The organism is Motilibacter rhizosphaerae (assembly GCF_004216915.1).
Taxonomy (GTDB): domain Bacteria; phylum Actinomycetota; class Actinomycetes; order Motilibacterales; family Motilibacteraceae; genus Motilibacter; species Motilibacter rhizosphaerae.
Window position 1 is genome coordinate 404,342 of record NZ_SGXD01000003.1, and the last position, 16,359, is coordinate 420,700.

General features: G+C 76.0%; 16 protein-coding genes. 7 read left to right on the forward strand and 9 right to left on the reverse strand.

Going from position 1 to position 16,359, the window contains the following annotated elements:
* Positions 1–13: 13 nt before the first annotated feature.
* The gene (locus EV189_RS12680) at positions 14–820 is read left to right on the forward strand and encodes an inositol monophosphatase family protein (protein WP_231116348.1); all 807 of its coding nucleotides are present in this window, start codon (positions 14–16) and stop codon (positions 818–820) included.
* Position 821: 1 nt separating this feature from the next.
* On the opposite strand, the gene lepB is transcribed toward EV189_RS12680, so the two are convergent.
* The 3 genes from lepB to EV189_RS12695 form a co-directional block, all read right to left on the reverse strand.
* Entirely contained in the window at positions 822–1,382 is a 561-nt protein-coding gene (lepB, locus tag EV189_RS12685) for a signal peptidase I (protein WP_130493316.1), read from the reverse strand.
* 59 nt (positions 1,383–1,441) lie between these two features.
* The gene (gene ppgK, locus EV189_RS12690) at positions 1,442–2,269 is read right to left on the reverse strand and encodes a polyphosphate--glucose phosphotransferase (protein WP_130493317.1); all 828 of its coding nucleotides are present in this window, start codon (positions 2,267–2,269) and stop codon (positions 1,442–1,444) included.
* A 66-nt stretch (positions 2,270–2,335) separates the two neighbouring features.
* A complete protein-coding gene (locus EV189_RS12695; protein WP_130493318.1) occupies positions 2,336–3,982 on the reverse strand; it encodes an alpha-amylase family protein in 1,647 nt (548 codons plus the stop codon).
* On the opposite strand from EV189_RS12695, the gene EV189_RS12700 reads away from it, so the two are divergent.
* A complete protein-coding gene (locus EV189_RS12700) occupies positions 3,981–5,267 on the forward strand; it encodes an ROK family transcriptional regulator (RefSeq protein ID WP_231116349.1) in 1,287 nt (428 codons plus the stop codon). The genes EV189_RS12695 and EV189_RS12700 overlap by 2 nt on opposite strands.
* An 18-nt stretch (positions 5,268–5,285) precedes the next feature.
* Here EV189_RS12700 and EV189_RS12705 read toward each other — a convergent pair whose 3' ends face one another.
* The 4 genes from EV189_RS12705 to EV189_RS12720 form a co-directional block, all read right to left on the reverse strand.
* Positions 5,286–5,618, reverse strand: a complete 333-nt coding sequence (locus EV189_RS12705; protein ID WP_130493319.1) for a hypothetical protein — start codon at positions 5,616–5,618, stop codon at positions 5,286–5,288.
* A gap of 111 nt (positions 5,619–5,729) precedes the next feature.
* Positions 5,730–6,923 carry a zinc-dependent alcohol dehydrogenase gene (locus tag EV189_RS12710; RefSeq protein ID WP_130493320.1) on the reverse strand — a complete coding sequence of 398 codons (1,194 nt, stop codon included), beginning with the start codon at positions 6,921–6,923 and terminating at the stop codon, positions 5,730–5,732.
* 296 nt (positions 6,924–7,219) lie between these two features.
* A complete protein-coding gene (locus tag EV189_RS12715) occupies positions 7,220–7,468 on the reverse strand; it encodes a DUF7455 domain-containing protein (protein WP_130493321.1) in 249 nt (82 codons plus the stop codon).
* A 31-nt stretch (positions 7,469–7,499) separates the two neighbouring features.
* The gene (locus EV189_RS12720; protein ID WP_231116350.1) at positions 7,500–8,321 is read right to left on the reverse strand and encodes a PIG-L deacetylase family protein; all 822 of its coding nucleotides are present in this window, start codon (positions 8,319–8,321) and stop codon (positions 7,500–7,502) included.
* Positions 8,322–8,356: 35 nt separating this feature from the next.
* Here EV189_RS12720 and EV189_RS12725 point away from each other — a divergent pair, with 35 nt between their 5' ends.
* Both EV189_RS12725 and EV189_RS12730 read left to right on the forward strand, forming a co-directional pair.
* A complete protein-coding gene (locus EV189_RS12725) occupies positions 8,357–9,469 on the forward strand; it encodes a glycosyltransferase family 4 protein (RefSeq protein WP_130493322.1) in 1,113 nt (370 codons plus the stop codon).
* Positions 9,466–10,269, forward strand: a complete 804-nt coding sequence (locus EV189_RS12730) for a phosphatase PAP2 family protein (RefSeq protein WP_165400276.1) — start codon at positions 9,466–9,468, stop codon at positions 10,267–10,269. Before EV189_RS12725 ends, EV189_RS12730 begins: the two co-directional genes overlap by 4 nt.
* Here EV189_RS12730 and EV189_RS12735 read toward each other — a convergent pair.
* Both EV189_RS12735 and EV189_RS12740 read right to left on the reverse strand, forming a co-directional pair.
* Entirely contained in the window at positions 10,199–11,194 is a 996-nt protein-coding gene (locus EV189_RS12735; protein WP_130493324.1) for a lysylphosphatidylglycerol synthase transmembrane domain-containing protein, read from the reverse strand. The genes EV189_RS12730 and EV189_RS12735 overlap by 71 nt on opposite strands.
* Before the next feature lie 253 nt (positions 11,195–11,447).
* On the reverse strand, positions 11,448–13,205 hold the full coding sequence (locus EV189_RS12740) for a DEAD/DEAH box helicase (RefSeq protein ID WP_130493774.1): 1,758 nt from the start codon (positions 13,203–13,205) through the stop codon (positions 11,448–11,450).
* A gap of 177 nt (positions 13,206–13,382) precedes the next feature.
* Here EV189_RS12740 and EV189_RS12745 point away from each other — a divergent pair, with 177 nt between their 5' ends.
* The 3 genes from EV189_RS12745 (at position 13,383) to EV189_RS12755 (ending at position 16,253) form a co-directional block, all read left to right on the forward strand.
* Positions 13,383–14,708, forward strand: coding sequence for a glycosyl hydrolase (locus EV189_RS12745; RefSeq protein WP_130493325.1), 1,326 nt, complete (start codon positions 13,383–13,385; stop codon positions 14,706–14,708).
* Between the two features lie 35 nt (positions 14,709–14,743).
* On the forward strand, positions 14,744–15,880 hold the full coding sequence (locus EV189_RS12750) for a carboxylate-amine ligase (RefSeq protein ID WP_165400277.1): 1,137 nt from the start codon (positions 14,744–14,746) through the stop codon (positions 15,878–15,880).
* Between the two features lie 121 nt (positions 15,881–16,001).
* On the forward strand, positions 16,002–16,253 hold the full coding sequence (locus tag EV189_RS12755) for a DUF7455 domain-containing protein (protein ID WP_231116352.1): 252 nt from the start codon (positions 16,002–16,004) through the stop codon (positions 16,251–16,253).
* Positions 16,254–16,359: the final 106 nt, after the last annotated feature.

Here is a 16,359-nt window from a genome sequence, read left to right on the forward strand (position 1 = left end):
CTAGCGTCAGCCGGTGCCCTCCCCCCACCTCGACGACAGCGACGACCGCGACGACCGCGTGGACGACCTCGCCCTGGCCCACGCCGTCGCGGACGCCTGCGACGCCATCACGCTGGCGCGCTTCCGGGCGCTCGACCTCCAGGTGAGCGCGAAGCCCGACGCGACCCCCGTCTCGGACGCGGACACCGCCGCGGAGCGCGCCGCGCGCGAGCTGCTCGCCCGGGAGCGGCCCGGCGACGCGGTCCACGGCGAGGAGTACGCCGACACCGGCAGCGGGCCGCGCCGCTGGGTGCTCGACCCCATCGACGGGACCAAGAACTACGTGCGGGGCGTGCCGGTCTGGGCGACGCTCGTCGCGCTCGCCCTCGACGGCGAGGTCGTCGTGTCGGTGGTCTCGGCGCCCGCGCTCGGCCGCCGCTGGTGGGCGGCGCGAGGCACCGGCGCGTACGCCGGCACGGGTCCTGCGGACGGCACGCGCCTCGCGGTCTCGCAGGTGGCGCGGCTCGCGGACGCGTCGGTGTCGTACTCCGACCTCGTCGGCTGGGGCGAGCGGCGCGGGGCGTGGCTCGGCGTGCTGGACGGGGCGTGGCGCACCCGGGCCTACGGCGACTTCTGGTCCTACGCCCTGCTCGCCGAGGGCGTCGTCGACGCTGCGGCCGAGCCCGACGTCGCGCTCCACGACCTGGCGGCGCTCGACCTGCTCGTGCGGGAGGCCGGCGGCCGCTTCACCGACCTCACCGGACGTCCCGGCCCCGGCCACGGCAGCGCGCTCGCGAGCAACGGGCTGCTCCACGACGCGCTGCTCGCCCGGCTGGCCTGAGCTAGAGCAGGCCCGCGCGCGACGGCGGCCAGAAGCGCAGCACCGCGCGGCCGACGACGTTGCCCTCGGGCACAGGGCCGACCGAGCGCGAGTCGCGCGAGTCGCTGCGGTGGTCGCCCATCACCCACATCTGCCCGGCGGGCACGACGACGGGGCCGAACCGGCGGTGGTCGTCCTCGTAGACGTACGGCTCGGCCAGGCCGCGCCCGTCGACCGTCACCCGGCCCTGCACGTCGCAGCAGGCGACGGTGTCGCCCGGCAGCCCGACGACCCGCTTCACGACGTCGCGCTCGCCCAGCGCGGCGTACGCGGTGCCGGTCGTCCGGAAGACGACCACCTCGCCGCGGCGCACGCCCGAGACCCGCCGGGTGACCTTCTCGACGAGCACCCGGTCGTTGCCGGAGCAGCCGGCGCAGCCGTGCAGCGTGCGCTCCATCGACTCGGACGGGATGGAGAACGCCTGCACGAGCCACGTGCGGGAGCCGGCGGCGGCCGCCACGCCGAGCACGGCGACGACGGCGCCGCGGAGGAGGAGCGAGCGGTCCGGGGAGGCGGCGGGCATCCGACGGTGCCGCCCCGCGTAGTCGGCGCGCGGGGTGCGGCGGTGACGGCCGCCTCCGCTCACGCCCCGCCGGGCTCGAGCGCGCTCGGCGCGCCCCCCGCCTCCGGCGCCCCGCCGGGCAGCTGGGCGGCGAGCAGCGCCGCGCCGACGATCCCGGCGTCGTTGCGCAGCGCCGCCGGCACGATCTCCGTCTCGAGCTCGAGCAGGGGGAGGAACTTGTCGGCCTTCTTGCTCACGCCGCCGCCGACGACGAACAGCGACGGCGAGAAGAGCATCTCCAGGTGGGAGAAGTAGCGCTGCAGGCGGTGCCCCCACTCCTTCCACGAGAGGTCCTCGCGCTCGCGGGCCGAGTCGGCCGCCTTGCGCTCGGCGTCGTGGCCGTCGAGCTCGAGGTGCCCGAGCTCGGTGTTGGGGAGCAGCCGCCCGTCCGAGATGACCGCCGTGCCGATGCCGGTCCCGAGGGTGACGACGATGACGACGCCGTCGCGGCCCTTCGCCGCGCCGTACGCCACCTCGGCGAAGCCGGCGGCGTCCGCGTCGTTGACCGCGAGCACCGGTCCGGCACCGGTCGCGCCGGAGACCAGCGTGACCACGTCGGTGCCGATCCAGCTGGGGTCGATGTTGGCGGCGCTGCGGGCGACCCCGCCGCGCACGACGGCGGGGACGGTGCAGCCGAGCGGTCCCGTCCAGTCGAACGAGCGGGTGACCTCGCCGACCGTCGCGGCGACGGCCTCGGGCGTCGCGGGCTGCGGCGTGGGGATGCGGACGCGCTCGGCGAGGAAGGCGCCGGTGGCCAGGTCGACCGGCGCGCCCTTGATCCCGCTGCCGCCGATGTCGACGCCCAGCGCGGTGCCGGTCAGGGGACGTGCCTGCTGCTCCTGGGCCATGGGGACATGCTTACCGCATCGCCCCGACGCCGTGGGCCGCGACCGGCGGCGGGCTCCCCGCCCGGGTCAGCCGAGCAGCCCGGACAGGCGCAGCCAGCGGTAGCCGTAGCCCCCGAGCGCGACCTCGGCGAGCTCGACGGTGCTCCCCTGCCCGGCCCCGTCGGCGCCGAGCACCTCGACCGCCGTCTCCCCGAGCGCGGAGAGGTCGACCGCGGCGGGCTCGTCGGCGAGGTTGTGGAGGAAGACGATGTCGCCGGAGGCGCCGCGCGCGCGGTGGGCGAGCACGCTGCGCGGCGCCCCGTCGCCGAGCTCGACGACCTCGTGGCGCCCGGTCCCGATCTCGGCGCACTCGCGCAGCGTGTGGAGCATCCGCTCGAACCACTGCAGCAGGGAGGCGGGGTCGCGCCGCTGGTCCGCGACGTTGACGCGGTCGGGGGCAAACTCCTCGTCGCTCACCAGCGGCTTGACGAGGTGCTCCGAGCGGGAGAACCCGGCGCCGGGGCCGCCGCTCCACTGCATGGGCGTACGGATCGCCTCCCGCTGGGGCAGCGCGAGGTCCTCGCCCATCCCGATCTCGTCGCCGTAGCGCAGGACCGGCGTCCCCGGCAGCGCGAACTGCAGGCTGTAGGCCATCTCCAGCCGGCGCCGGTCGCCGCCGAGCATCGGCGCGAGCCGGCGCCGGATGCCGCGGCCGTAGACCTGCATGTCGGGGTCGGGACCGAAGGCGGCGAAGACGTCGCGCCGGGCGTCCTCGGGCAGCGTGGAGAGGTCGACCTCGTCGTGGTTGCGCAGGAACGTCGCCCACTGCCCGTGGCGCGGCAGCTGCGGCACCGCGCGCAGCGCGTCCTCGACAGCGGTCGCGTCCTGCCGTGCGAGCGACACCATCGCGGCGGCGTCGAGGTCGAAGGAGAACAGCATCTGGATCCGGTCGGCCTCGCTGCCGCCCGAGGAGAAGTAGCGCAGCTGCTCCTCCTCCGGCACGTTGGCCTCGGCGAGCAGGAGCACGTCCCCGCGGCGCCACGACAGGTGCTGGCGCAGCTCGGTGTAGAAGTCGTGGTCGTGCTCGCCGTCGGCGCGGTCGGGCCGGGTCAGCTCGACCACGAAGGGTGCCGCATCGATCCGGAAGCCCGCGACGCCGAGCCGCACCCAGAACGCCGCGATCTTGAGGATCTCCCGGCGGACGACGGGGTTCTCGATGTTGAGGTCGGGCTCGAAGTCGTAGAACCGGTGGTGGTACCACCGCCCCACGCCCTCCGCGTAGGTCCAGGTCTCCGTCTGCACGCCGGGGAAGACCATGCCCTCGTGGCGGGCGGGCGGCTCGGTGTCGGACCAGACGTAGAAGTCGCGGTACGGCGAGTCGGGGTCGGTCGACGCCGACCGGAACCACGGGTGCTCGCTGCTCGTGTGGTTGACGACGAGGTCGAGCACGACGCGCATCCCGCGCGAGTCGGCCTGGTTGAGCAGCTCGGCGAAGTCGCCGAGCGTCCCGATCGCCGGGTCCACCTCGTAGTGGTCGGTGATGTCGTAGCCGCCGTCCCGCCCGGGCGAGGGGTGGACGGGGTTGAGCCACAGCGCGGTCGCGCCGAGCCGGGCGAGGTAGTCCAGCCGCTCGGTCAGCCCCACCAGGTCCCCGACGCCGTCGTCGTCGCTGTCCTGGAAGGTGTGCACGTCGAGGCTGTACACGACGGCGTTGCGGTACCAGCGGTCGGCCATGACCAGCACCCTCCCCGCGGCCGTCGCGATCATGCTCGGGAAGATCACCGCTATTTCTGCCAAGAGGGCGTACGATTTGCGGGTGAGCACGACGCCCGCGGTCAGCGCAGACCCCCTGCGCGAGCTCAACCGCCAGCGCGTGCTCGAGCAGCTCAGCCGGAGCGGGGCCCTGACCCAGTCGGAGCTGGGGCGCACGACCGGGCTGTCGCGCACGACGATCTCGAGCATCCTCACCGAGCTGCGCGACGGCGGCCTCGTCGAGGACGTCCGCGCCGAGGACCCCGGCCGCCGCGGGCGCGGACGCCCGGCGACGCTGGTGACGCTCGCTCCCCCGCCGGGGTACGCCGCTGCCGTCGACTTCGGCCAGCGCCACGTGCGCGTCGCCGTCGCCGCGCTCGCACCGCGCGTGCTCGCCGAGCGGGTCGAGCCCTTCGACACCCCGCGGTCCGGCCGCGACGCCCTGGACGAGGCGGCTGCGCTGCTCGCGCGGGTCATCCCCGAGGCCGGTCTCGAGCGCGAGCAGCTCTCGCGGGTCGTGCTCGGCGTCCCCGGCCCGCTCGACCCCGCGACCGGCAACCTGCTCTCCGGCGTCATCCTGCCGGGCTGGACGCGCATCGACCCCGCGGTCGAGCTGCAGCGGCGGATCGGCATCCCGGTCACGGCGGAGAACGACGCCAACCTCGGCGCGCTCGGCGAGGCGGCGTTCGGCGCCGCCAAGGGACTGGGCGACGTCGTCTACGTCAAGGTGGCGACCGGCATCGGCGCGGGGCTCGTCCTCGGCGGTCGGCTGCACCGCGGCACGAGCGGCATCGCGGGCGAGATCGGGCACGTCCAGGTCCGTACGGACGGCCTGCCCTGCCGGTGCGGCAGCACGGGCTGCCTCGAGGCGGTGGTCCGCGTCCCGCAGCTGCTCGCCGACCTCACCCCGCCCGGCGGGCCGGCGCTCACCCTCCCCCGGCTGCTCGAGCGCGTCCGCGCCGGCGAGCCCACCGCCGTCGCCGCCATGCGCAGCGCCGGGAGGGAGATCGGGCGGGTCGTCGCCCCCCTGTGCAACGCGCTCAACCCGGCGGCCGTCGTCATGGGCGGCCTGCTCGGTCCGGTGGGCCAGCCGCTGCTCGACGGCGTGCGGGAGAGCATCGACGAGCACGCCCAGCAGGGCGCCGCGGAGGCCGTGACGGTGCTGGCCGGGACGCTGGGCGACCGCGCCGAGGTGCTCGGGGCGCTGGCGCTCGCCGCCCAGGAGGCGGGCCACCGCATCGGGCCGAGCGCGCTCGCCGCGCCCTAGCCCGTCACGCGGTGGGGGCTAGCTCTGCCGGCGGCTGGCGTGCGCCGGCGGCACGGCGTCCGTGCGCTTGCGGTCGCGCAGGTCGAGGCCCTGCGCGCCGTCCTTGGTCGAGCGGTCCACGACGTCCTGCAGCTGCAGCATGCGCGGGCCGTCGAACCACGAGCGGGTGTCGCAGTCGCTGCAGCTCATCAGCGTGACCGGCGTGCCGTCCGTGAGGGTGATCGCCATGCGCGTGACGCGGCTGCCGTGGCAGTGCGGGCAGGCCGTCGGCACGTCGGCGGCCGGCTGCGTGGTGAGGGGGCCGCTGCCGCGCCGCGCGGCCGGCCTGCGGGCCCTGCTCGACTCCGCCATGGGAACGCCTCCTCGTGGTCCGGACGGGCGGTCGTCGAGTGCCGGTACCAGCACACTCAGCGACCGCCCGAGCACTGTCGGTCCTGCCCGTGCCCTGCGTCAAGCCCCCGATCAGGGCTGGAGCACGACCTTGACGCAGGCGTCCTCCTTCTTCTGGAACATCTCGTAGCCGTGCGGGGCGTCGGCCAGCGGCAGCAGGTGCGTCGCGAAGTCCTCGGTGCCCAGCGGGTCGGCGTCGTCGAGCACGAGCGGGAGGATGTCGTCGGTCCAGCGGCGCACGTGCGCCTGGCCCATCCGCAGCTGCAGCCCGCGGTCGAAGATCTCCATCATCGGCAGCGGCTCGAGCTCCCCGCCGTACACGCCGGAGATGGAGACGGTCCCGCCGCGCCGGCAGCCCTTCAGCGCCGTCACCAGGGCGTCCACCCGGTCGAGCGCCGCCTTGTCGATCAGCGGCTTGGCGAGCGCGTCGGGGAGCAGGCCCACGGCGGTCTGCCCGGCCTTGCCGACGATGCCCCCGGCGCCGCCGTGCGCCTCCATGCCGACCGCCTCGATCACGGAGTCCGGGCCGCGCCCGTCGACGAGGTCGATGAGGGTGTCGGCGACGTCGTCGACCTCGGTCATGTCGAGGACCTCGGCGCCGTACCGCTTGGCGAAGGCGAGGCGCTCGGGCACGGAGTCCACGCCGATGACCCGCTCGACGCCGAGGTGCTTCGCGACGCGCACGGCCATCTGCCCGATCGGGCCGAGCCCGATGACGGCGAGGGTGCCGCCCCGGGGGACGTCGGCGTACTGCACGGCCTGCCAGGAGGTCGGGAGCACGTCGGAGAGGTAGAGGAAGCGCTGGTCGCTGGGGCCGTCGGGCACCTTGATCGGGCCGAACTGCGCCTGCGGGACGCGGAGGTACTCCGCCTGACCGCCCGGCACCTGGCCGTAGAGCTCGGTGTAGCCGAACAGCGACGCGCCCTTGCCGAACTGGCGGACCTGCGTGGTCTCGCACTGCGCGAACAGCCCGCGCGAGCACATCCAGCAGTGCCCGCACGAGATGTTGAACGGCACCACCACGCGGTCGCCGGGCTTGAGGTTCGTCACCTCGGAGCCCACCTCGACGACCACGCCCATCGGCTCGTGGCCGAGGATGTCGCCGCTGTGGAGGTACGGGCCCAGCACCTCGTAGAGGTGGAGGTCCGAGCCGCAGATCGCCGTCGACGTGACCTTGATGATCGCGTCCGTCGGCTCCTGGATCCGCGGGTCGGGGACCTCCTCGACGCGGACGTCGCGCTTGCCGTGCCAGGTGAGTGCCTTCATGGGGGTCGACCTACCCCTGGCGCGGCTCCGCGACTCCCGCGGTGGGGGACCGGGGCACGGGGAGCCGTGGGCAGGGCGGCGGTGGAGTCGTCCAGCGCGAGCTGGCCGCCGGACGAGCAGGGCAACCGACGAGCAGGACGAGCAGTGCGCCCGACGAAGTGGTGCCCGGCAGCACGAAATCCCATCCGTACGGCGACCACCCCGTGCGGCCGGCCGCGCACTTGATCGGGCTGCCCGATCAAACTGGGCGGCAGGCCGTCGCAGTCGATCGGGCTGCCCGATCGACTGCCCCAGCGCTAGTCGGCGTTCGCGGACTGCGAGGGCTTGACGTTGATGAGGTGGGTGTCGTCCCGCACGACGGCGCCCGCGGCGGCGAGCGCCGGCGCGTACGTGCGGGCGTGGTGGCCGCAGAACAGCAGCTCCCCGCCCGCGAGCCGGGCGCGGACGAAGGCCTGGGCGCCGCACTTGTCGCAGCGGTCGCGGACGAGGAGGGCGGGCAGCGGGGCGGAGCCGAGGACCGCTGCGGGGCGCGTCGTGGTGCTCATGCAGGCATGTCGGCAGCAGCGGGCCGCGGGCTTAGCGCTCCCGCAGGGTCGCGAACGGGTCGTCCAGCAGGGGCCGCCCCGGCGCGCGCCCGACCTCGACGAACCACTCGCGCCGGAAGGCCAGGCGGAACAGCGGCGCGGGGAGCCGGAGGAACACCCCGAGCGTCCGCGCCCCCTCGTCGGCGGTGGCCTGGGAGGCGTGCGCCGACATCGACCCGCGTTTCCTCCTCCAGTAGGGCGCGACGTCGACCTGGTGCGTGAGATCCTTGCTCTCCACATAGGCCGTGGCCAGGCGCCGCGGGGAGAACTCAGCGGGCACCCGAGGGAGCCGATGGACCAGCCGAGCAGCGCGGAGCAGCCGCCCGCGGTCCACCGTCGCCTCGAGCAGGACCGGCGTGCCCGCGAGCTCGGCGGCGCGGCGCGCCACGCGGTGCACCTGCACGTGGTCGGGGTGGCCGTACCCGCCCGAGGCGTCGTAGCCCGTCAGCACGTCGGCCTCCTCCTCCAGGAGGAGGGCGGCGAGCCGTGCCGCGGCCTCGTCGACGTCCGCGGCGGCGAAGGCGTCGGGACCCGCGCCCGCGCGCTGGTCCGGCGTGAGCCCCGAGTCGGCGTAGCCCAGGTGCTCGACGCGCGCGCAGCCGAGCTCGGCGGCGGAGCGGCGCAGCTCCGCCATGCGCTGCTCGGCCAGGTCCCCCTTCGCGCGCACCTCGCTGGAGGCGAGCCCCGCGCCGCCCGTCGTCGCCACGACCAGCACGACGCGGTGGCCCTCGGCCGCCGCTCGGGCGAGCGTGCCCGCCGTGAGCAGGGCCTCGTCGTCGGGGTGGGCGTGGAAGGACACGAGGGTGTACCGCACCGCCGCAGCGTAGGCGGCGGCTGCAGGGGGCGCGCGTGAGGATCGCCCACGTCACCGACATGTACCTCCCCCGCCTCGGGGGCATCGAGATGCACGTCAGCGACCTGGCCCGGCGACAGCTGGAGCAGGGCCACGACGTCGAGGTGCTGACGTCCACGCCCGTGGGCGACCAGCCCGAGGGGCCGGTGCCCGTGCGCCGACTCGTCGAGGGCCTGCGTCCGAGCAGCGCGTTCAACCCGCTGGCCGTGCCGCGGGTCTACCGCACGCTCGCCGAGGGCGGCTACGACGTCGTGCACGCGCACGCCGGGGTCTGGTCGCCGTTCGCCTTCGCCGGCATCCACGGCGCCGTGCGCGCCGGCCTGCCGGCGGTCGTCACCGAGCACTCGCTCGCGGCGTACGCAGAGCCGGCCTTCCGCGCCTTCGACCGGGTGACCCGCTGGAGCCGCTTCCCGGTCCAGTGGACGGCGGTGAGCGACGTCGCCGCGGAGCCGCTGCGCCGGCTCGTGGGGCCGGGCTCGGTCAGCGTGCTGCCCAACGCCGTCGACCCCGCCGACTGGATCGTCCACCCGCGCCCCCGTCCGGCCGACGAGGTCGTCGTCGTCGCCGTCGGCCGGCTCGCCGCGCGCAAGCGGCCGCGCCCCCTGCTGCACCTGCTGCGCGACGCGCGCACGCAGCTCCCCGGGTCGATCCAGCTGCGGGCCGTCATCGTCGGCGACGGCCCCGAGCGGGCCGGGCTCGAGCGCTACGCCCGCCGCCACGGCATGGACTGGGTGGAGTTCGCCGGCCGGCTGCCCCGCGACGAGATCCGCGCGCTGTTCGCGCGGGCCGACCTGTTCGTCGCCCCCGCCGTGCTCGAGTCGTTCGGCATCGCCGCGCTGGAGGCGCGCAGTGCCGGGCTGCCCGTCATCGCGCGCGCCGAGAGCGGCGTCGGCAGCTTCGTCACCTCGGGCACCGAGGGCCTGCTCGTCTCCAGCGACGCCGAGATGGCCGCGGCCGTCGTGACCCTCGCCACAGACGCAGCGCGACGGGCGGCGATGGCCCGGCACAACCGCCGTACCCTGCCTGGCATGACGTGGGACGCCCTGCTCACCCGCACCGAGGAGCTCTACGCCCGCGCCGGGGCCGACGAGTCGGTGCACGCGGCGTGAGGGTGCTGCGGGGCTGGCGCCGGTTCCAGGAGGGCCGGACGCCGGTCCTCGGCGAGCTCGTCGTCGTGCTGGCGCTGCTCTGGGCCTACGACTGGGTGCGCTCGAAGTCCCACCCCCGGGTCGGGCTCGCGCAGCGCAACGGCGAGGACGTGCTGCGCCTCGAGACCCGCCTCCACATCGACGCCGAGCACGCGGCCAACGCCTGGGTGGGCCGGCACGACGTCCTCGAGTGGGTCGCGTCGCTGTGGTACCAGAGCGCCCACATCTGCATCACGATGGGCGTGCTGGGCTGGCTCTGGTGGCGCCACCCCGACCGCTACCGGGTGGCGCGCAACGCCCTCGTGCTCATCAACGTCGCGGGCCTCGTCATCTTCGCGCTCTACCCCTGCATGCCGCCGCGGCTGCTGCCCGGCCGGCACTTCGTCGACGCGATCGAGGCCTCCGGGCTCGGCTCCTCCCCGGCGGGACCCGTCCCCGCCGACCAGTACGCCGCGATGCCCTCGCTGCACCTCGCCTGGGCGACCTGGGTGGCGGTGACGGCGAGCCTCGCGGTGGGCAGCGTGGTGCTGCGCCGGCTCTGGCGCTGCTACCCGCTGGTGACCGCCTCGGTCGTCGTGGTGACCGCCAACCACTACGTCCTCGACATCGTCGCGGGGGTGGCGGTGGCCGCGGTGGCGCTCCCGCTCGCCGCGCGGCTGACGCCGCAGCGGGCCGCCCGGGAGGGCGGGGTCAGAGGATCCGGCGACGGACCAGCAGGCCGAGCGCCAGCGCGCCAGGGAGCAGCGGCGCCCACACCGTGACGAGCCGGTAGGCGAGCACCGCGGACAGCGCCGTCGTCGTGTCCGCGCCCGCGGCGACGAGCGCGCCGGAGAGCGTGACGTCGAGGGCGCCGACGCCGCCGGGCGAGGGCACGAACGCGCTGACGGCGGACGCGGCGAGGTAGGTCAGCACCGTCGCGGACACCGGCAGCGGTGCGCCGAGCGCGTGGAGCACGGCGACGAGCACGAGCGCGTGGAGCAGGGGCGCGCTGACCGCGCCGCCCCAGAGCTGGAGGCCGCGCCGCGGGTCGCGCAGCACGGCGAGCAGGACGCGCAGCTCGGTGCGCAGGGCCGGGAGCGCCTTCACGGCGGCCCCGCTCGCGAGCAGCGTCACCGCCACGGCGAGCGCGACCACGCCGGCGTGCGAGTGGCCGAAGGCGTGCAGCGCCGGGCCGATGCCGGGGATGGCCTGCGGGACGAGCACGTGCGGCGCGAGCAGCAGGGCGACGCCGAGCATGGCGACGTGGCTGACGGCGCCGACCGTCGTGTTGAGGGCCTGCGCCGCGATCGCGGACTCCCGGGTGAGCCCGAAGCGGCGCAGGAAGCGGACGTTGACGGCGAGGCCGCCGGTGCCCGCGGGCAGCAGGGAGTTGGCGAACGACGCCGCGACCTGCACCGCGAGCAGGCGGCCCACCGGCGGGCGGACGGACAGGGCGCCGAGCTGGCTCACCGTCCCGGCGACCCAGAGCAGGGCGGCGAGCCCGGCGGCGAACAGCAGCCAGGAGACGTCGGCGTAGGGCAGGGCGGCCAGGCCCTCGCGCAGCGTCGAGCGGTCGCGCATGGCCATGGCCAGCACGCCGCCGACGACGAGGGCCGGCAGGCCGACGCGCACGAGCACGCGGGTCCAGCGCCGCTGGGAGGAGACCCCGAGCCGGTCGGTCGCCCCGGGCGGGGTGCGGAGGGACACGTGCTCGACGGTCGGTCGCGCACGGTCCGGGCAGGCGTCCGCGCCCGGGGCACCCACCGCCTGTGACGGGGCCTGCTCCGGGGCCTCGTCGCCTCCGCACCGGAGCACCGACAGTCCCACCCTCCTATCCTGCCCCCTCCTCCCGTTGATTGCGAGGAGGTAACGGTCGCCCCGCGCTCTCGGGCACAGCGGACGCTCAGGAAGGACCCGTACGGCCCAGCCGGGACGCGACAGCGTCCGTCTGGCGCGGCGGCTACTCCCGGCGGGGCCCGCGGTCGCGGCGCACGTTGACCGGGCGGCCCTTCACGGTCGAGCCGCGCAGCGCGTCGACCACGCGGTCCGCCGCGCTCTCCGGCACCTCGACGAGCGAGAACTTGTCGGCGATCTCGATCGCGCCGATCTGCCGGCCGGGCAGCCCCGCCTCACCGGCGATGGCGCCGACGAGGTCCTGCGGGCGGACGCCCGCCATGCGGCCGAGCGAGATCCACAGCCGCGTGGTCGGCCCGCCGGTGCGGCCGGCGAAGCGGTCACGGCTCGCGCCGCTCCGACCGCCCGGACCGGCACCGCCGGTGCGGTCGTCGCGCACGGGGCGCAGCGTCGCGTCGGGGATCTCCTCCTCGTCGCTCGTCGGGCCGCCCGCCTCGTGGGCGAGCTTGACGGCGGCGAGCGCGATCTCCATCAGGCCGTACTCGGCGGCGAGGGTCTCCACGACCACGCGGAAGCCGTCGAGGTCGTCCTCGACCAGCGCCTCCTCGACCGCGGCCCGGGTCATCTCGAGCCGGCGGGCGCGCATGTCGGCGACCGTCGGGACCTTCTCCACCGGGATCGTCGCGCGGGTGACGCGCTCGATCGTCTTCAGCATGCGGTGCTCGCGCGGCTCGGCGAGGGTGATCGCCACGCCGGCGCGGCCGGCGCGGCCCACGCGGCCGATGCGGTGGACGTACGCCTCGGGCGCGGACGGCACGTCGTAGTTGACGACGTGGGTCAGCGTGTCGATGTCGAGCCCGCGCGCGGCGACGTCGGTGGCGATGAGCAGCTCCGCGGTGCCGGCGCGCAGCCGCCCGACGACGCGGTCGCGCTGCTCCTGCGAGAGCCCGCCGTGCAGCGCCTCCGCGCGGTAGCCGCGCCCGTTGAGCGACTCGGTCAGCGTGTCGACCTCGTCGCGGGTGCGGCAGAACACGATCGCCGCCTGGGGTGCCTCGACGTCGAGCAGCCGGCCGAGGGCGGCGGGCTTCGCGGCGCGGGGGACGACGTACGCGACCTGGCGGACCAGCGGCGACTCCCCGCCCGTCGGCCGCTCGCGCTCGATCTGGATGCGCCGCGGGGAGCGCTGGTGCTTGCGGGCGATCGCCTCGACGCGCACCGGCATCGTCGCGGAGAACAGCACCGTCTGCCGGCCCTCGGGCGCGGCCTCGAGCAGCGCCTCGATGTCCTCGGCGAAGCCCATGTCGAGCATCTCGTCGGCCTCGTCGAGGACGACGACGTGCACCTCGGAGAGGTCGAGCGTGCCGCGGGAGAGGTGGTCGAGCGCACGGCCCGGGGTGGCGACGACGACGTCGACGCCGCGGTCGAGCGCGCGCAGCTGGTGGCCGATCGGCTGGCCGCCGTAGATCGGCAGCACCCGCATGCCGAGGTCCTTGCCGTACTTGTGCGTGGCCTCGGAGACCTGGACGGCGAGCTCGCGCGTCGGGACGAGGACGAGCGCGCCCGGGCGACGGCCGTCGCGCGGGCCCGCGGCGAGCAGGTGCAGGACGGGCAGGGCGAACGCCGCGGTCTTGCCCGTGCCGGTCGCGGCCTGGCCGAGCAGGTCGGCGCCCTCGAGCAGCGGCGGGATCGCCTCGCGCTGGATCGGGGTGGGCTCCTCGTAGCCGAGCGCCGAGAGCGCGGTGAGCAGCTCGGGACGCAGGCCGAGGTCGGAGAAGCCGCCGTGCTCGTCGTCCGGCTGCTCCTGCACCGGCTGCTCGGCCGGCGCGGTCGTCTCGTGCGTCTCGACCGGTGCGCCGGTCGTCATGTCGGTCGTGTCGGTCGTCGTGTCGGTCGTCGTCGTCTCGGTCGGCTCGCTCATCGCGGTTCCTCATCCAGCACCTTCGGGCGCCAAGCGGGGCGCCGCCTGACCCCCCATCCTCTCAGGTCCGGGGCCCTGGGCCCCAACGCCGGTGGTCGCGGGCCGGTTGGCAGGATCGGCGGCATGACCGTGACGGCCGGGCTGGAGGAGGAGCTGCCGCCCGACCCCCGCACCCGCACCCGCACCCGCCGGGGCGCCGTCCTGGCTGTCCTGGCGGTGCTGCTCGTGCTGCTCCTGCTCACCGCCCTCGCGGCGTACGCGGCGGTGCGCGCCCGCCGTGACCCGGCGCCGCTCGCCCTGGTCGACGGCCCGCGGGTCGGCGCTGAGCAGCTCGGGCTCAACGCGGTCGACCCCGCGCGCTGGCCGGAGGCGCCCTTCGGCTCGCTGCGGCTGTGGGACAGCGGGACGACCTGGGCCGACCTCGAGCCCGCGCCGGGCGAGTGGCACTGGGAGCGGCTCGACGCGCTGGTCGCAGCCGCGCAGCAGCACGGGGTGCGCGTCCTGCTCACGCTCGGCCTCACGCCGGCGTGGGCGGCGGCGCGACCCGGCGACGCCTCGCCGTACGGCGGGGCGACGAGCGCGTCCGAGCCCGCCGACCCGGCGACGTGGACGGCGTACGTCACGGCGGTCGCCCAGCGCTACCGCGGGCGCATCGAGGCCTACGAGCTCGGCAACGAGCCGAACCTGCGCATGTTCTCGACCTCCTCGCCGGAGACGACGGCGCGGCTGAGCACGGCGGGGGCCGCTGCCGTGCACGCGGCCGACCCGGCGGCCACGGTGGTCGCGCCGGCGCTCGCGGCCACCTCGCCGGGTGCGGAGGAGTGGATGCGGCGCTTCGTCGCGGCGGGCGGGCTGGCCGGGAGCCAGGTCGTCGCCTTCCACGCGTACCCGGAGCAGGGCAGCACCCCGGAGTCGCTCGTCACGACGGTCGCCGCCGTGCGCGCGCTCGTCCCGGCGGGGCTTCCCCTCTGGGCGACCGAGGTGGGGTGGGGGCTGGCGCAGCCGACCGCGACGCGCCCGGCGTGGCTGCTGACCGGGGGGCAGGCCAGGGCGTACGTCGCCCGCTCGCTGGTCGCCCTGCTCCGCGCCGGGGTGGTGCGGACCTCCTGGTACGGCTGGACCAACCAGTACGTCGGCCTCCGGCTCACCCGCTCCGACGGGAGCACGGACGACGGCGGCCGCGCGTACGCCGCAGTGGCGTCCTGGCTGACGGGCGCGGGCTGGGGCGGGTGCACCGACGACGCGGCGCGCGGGCTCGTCTCCTGCACCTTGACCCGCGCAGCGCAGGGCGAGCGGGACACGCTGGTCTGGGCGACCGGTGCACCCGTCCGCGTGACGGTGCCCGGCCGGACGAGGGAGCTGCGGGCGCTGGACGGTTCGCGCCGGGCCCTGCGGGGGCACGAGGGGCTCGAGGTCGGCAGCGAGCCGGTCCTGCTGGTGCAGCGCTGAGCCCCTCCGGGGCGTCGCGGACGAGGAGGTGGGCAGTGCCGGTGCAGCAGGACGAGCGGGAGCCCGTCTCCAGCGCGGTCGGCGCGACGTTCGGCGTCGAGGAGGAGTTCCACGTCGTCGACGCCACCTCGCTCGCGCCGCTCGACTCCCCCGGGCTGGCCGAGGACCTGCAGCAGGGGCGCTGGGGCAGCACCGTGCACCCGGAGATCTCGACCGCGCAGATCGAGGTGACGACCGGCGTCTGCACCTCGCTCGAGCAGGTGCGCCGCGAGGTGCTGGCCGGACGGGCGGCGGCCCGGGCGGCCTGCGCCGAGCACGGTGCCGCGCCGCTCCCCGCCTCCACGCACCCGGAGCTGCACTGGGAGGACCAGCGGCTCACGGGGCAGGCGCGCTACCTCGACCTCTTCGACCGCTGGGGGCCGATGGCCCTGCAGCAGACGATCTGCGGCTGCCACGTGCACGTCGGGGTGCCCGACCTCGACACCGCCGTCGCCGTGATGGACCGGGTGCGCCCCTGGCTGCCCGTGCTGGTCGCCCTGACGGGCAGCTCGCCGTTCCACGAGGGCGCCGACACCGGGCACGAGAGCTGGCGCACCACGTGGTGGTCGCGCTGGCCGATCAGCGGGCCGCCCGAGCTGCTGGGCGACGCCGAGGGCTACCGGCGGGCGGTCGAGGAGCTCGTCGGCGCCGGCGTGGTGGACGACGCGCACGGGCTCTACTGGGACGTCCGGCCCTCCGCGCGCTACCCGACGCTGGAGTTCCGCGTCGGCGACGTGTGCACGCGCGTGGACGACGTCGTCCTGCACGCCGCGCTGTGCGGGTCGCTGACCCGGGTGCTGGCCGCGCACGCCCGCGAGGGACGACCGGTCCCGCAGCTGCGCCCCGAGCTCGCCCGCGCGGCGCGCTGGACGGCGGCGCGCCACGGCCTGCGCGGGCCGCTGCTGGACCCGCTCGCCGGCGTGCCCGTCGCGCCCGACACCGCCGTGGGGGCCCTGCTCGCCCTGCTCCGCGACGACCTCGAGGACCACGGGACGTGGCCCGAGGTCGAGGCCACGACCACCGCCCTGCTCGCGCGCGGCACCTCCGCGGCGGCCCAGCGGGAGCGGGTGCGGCGGACCGGCTCGCTGCGCGAGGCGGTCGCCTGGGCCCTGCGGACGGGGTCCGAGGGGTGAACACCGGTGGGTCCGGGGAACGAAGCGGCCCACTTCCTGGTTGCATAGGCAGACGCAACGGCGCGGAGCAGTTCGGAAGCCGGAACGGTGCCGGGAGACCGGCGAGACAGGAGCAGAGCAGATGACGAACACTCTCAGCGCCCGGCCCGACGTCGAGAGCATGGGCGAGGACCTCGCCCCCCTGGCTGTCGCGGACCGCTGCGACCAGTGCGGTGCGCAGGCCTTCGTGCGCGCCCGGCTCGAGAGCGGCGAGCTGCTCTTCTGCGGCCACCACGGCCGTGAGGCGATGGCGCGCCTGATGGAGCTCGGCGCGGCCGTCCGCGACGACACGGCGACGATCAACGCCAAGCCCTCGGTCTCCGCGACGATCTGACGGCGCGCAGCCGCCACGACGGCGGTCGTCCTCCTCCGGGAGGCGGCCGCCGTCGTCGTCCCTGCCCCGTCGTGGCGCTGGTACGGCGCGCGGGTTGGCCCTCCGC